At 64.9% G+C, this 2011-nt stretch carries 2 protein-coding genes; both read left to right on the top strand.

The genetic code is table 11. The features are described 5' to 3' along the window. A partial coding sequence (locus A5655_RS00495) for a PPE domain-containing protein (RefSeq protein ID WP_082978399.1) occupies nt 1–1351 on the top strand: 1351 nt, incomplete at its 5' end. A gap of 138 nt (nt 1352–1489) precedes the next feature. Further along, nucleotides 1490–2011, top strand: a 522-nt coding sequence (locus A5655_RS00490) for a PPE family protein (RefSeq protein ID WP_156764613.1), incomplete at its 3' end; no start/stop codon positions are given.

Here is a 2011-nt window from a genome sequence, read left to right as displayed (position 1 = left end):
GGCGGCGACCGTTCACCCGCTGATGGTCGAGCTCAACCGCAATTCGTTTGTGCAGCTGGTGATGTCGAATTGGCTAGGACTCAACGGCCCGGCCATCGCCCAACTCGAGGGCGACTACGAGGCAATGTGGGCCCAGGACGTGGCGGCGATGGTGGGCTACCACGGCGGGGCATCGGCGGCGGCCGCGGGATTGTCGCCCGCAGCGTCGCTGCAGGACCTGCTGGCCAGCCTGCCCAACCTCGGCGTCGGCAACCTCGGCAACGCCAACCTGGGCAGCGGCAACACCGGCAACGGCAACGCCGGAAACGGCAACACCGGCAGCTCCAACCTCGGCGGCGGAAACAGCGGCAACCACAACGTCGGCGACGGGAACACCGGCAACCGAAACTTCGGCTCCGGAAACGCCGGCTTCGGAAACATCGGCTTCGGCAACACCGGAAAGACGGCCACCACCGGGCAAAACGTCGGCATGGGCAATGCCGGCAACAACAACATCGGTTTCGGCAACAGCGGCGACGGCAACCGCGGCGGCGGGAACTTCGGCAACAACAACATCGGCGGCGGGAACACCGGCAACAACAACATCGGCTTCGGGCTCACCGGTAACAACGAGATCGGTATCGGCAACACCTATTTCAACACCGCTACCAATCAGTTCAACTTCGGCGGACTGAACTCGGGCACCGGTAACATCGGCTTCGGGAACTCGGGGACCAACAACATCGGCTTCTTCAACTCCGGCAGCGGCAACGTCGGCCTCTTCAACACGGGCGAAAACACCCTCAATCTCGGCAACATCAACGACATCGGTTTCGGGAACTCGGGCAGCAACAACATCGGCATCGGGAACTCCGGCCTTGGAAACAACGGCTTCGGCAACTCGTGGGAGTTCAACACCGGCTTCGGGAACTCGGGTGCGCAGAACACCGGCTTCGGTAACGCAGGAGTCGACAACACGGGGAACTGGAATTCGGGCACCGTCAACACGGGTGATGGAAATTCGGGCTCCGTCAACACCGGAATGTGGAATGCGGGCCTCGCGAACACCGGCGTCGGCTTCACCACCTATTCCGGCATGCAGAACTCGGGCATCGGCAACGTCGGTGAGGACGTGTCGGGCTTCTACAACACGGCCAGCGGCGGAGCAAACTTCAACGGTTTTGTCTCGGGCTTCTTCAACTCGGTCACCGGCGGATCGGTCTTCAACTACAACGTCTCAGGCGTCGGAAACCACATCGTGCCGGACCCGAACGGCTTCTTGGGCACCGCCGTTGCAGGGTATGCGTCCGGCATGTTCAACGCGATCACCGGCTCATCCGGGTTGTTCGGCCTGAGCCGGATATTGCCGTAACCGGTGGCTCATGGAGGCAGCGGGTTCTCCCAAAGCCGGGACTGCCGGTCGGCGCCGCCGTAGCATGTGTGCCGAATACTCGATTCCATTCGGCACCGGCCACCCGCTTGGCGGCCGGGGAACGGGTAGGAGGCCACGATGGCGAATTTCGCGGTGTTGCCACCGGAGATCAATTCTCTCTTGATGTTTTCTGGCGCCGGTTCAGCGCCCATGCTGGACGCGGCGGCGGCCTGGGACGGCTTGGCATCGGAGCTGGGTTCGGCGGCGTCGTCGTTCGCCTCGGTGACGTCGGGGCTGGCCGGTCAGGCCTGGCAGGGTCCGGCGGCCCAGGCGATGACGGCCACGGCCGCACCGTATAGCGGGTGGTTGGGCGCGGCAGCGGCTCAAGCAGCGGGAGCGGCCGGCCAGGCCAGGGCGGTGGTGAGCGCGTTCGAGGCGGCGCGGGCCGCGACCGTACACCCGATGATGGTGCAGCTGAACCGCAATTCGCTGGTGCAGATGGTGATGTCGAACTGGTTCGGCCTCAACGCGCCAGCGATCGCTCAACTCGAGGGCGACTACGAGGCGATGTGGGCCCAGGACGTGGCGGCGATGGTGGGCTACCACGGCGGGGCATCGGCGGCGGCCGCGCAGCTGGCGCCCGCCCAGACCCTGCAGGAC

This window comes from Mycobacterium sp. 1081908.1 (genome assembly GCF_001673535.1).
In the GTDB taxonomy this organism is placed as follows: domain Bacteria; phylum Actinomycetota; class Actinomycetes; order Mycobacteriales; family Mycobacteriaceae; genus Mycobacterium.
The sequence above is the reverse complement of the archived record's forward strand: the minus strand, read 5'-3'. Positions and strand labels throughout refer to the sequence as shown.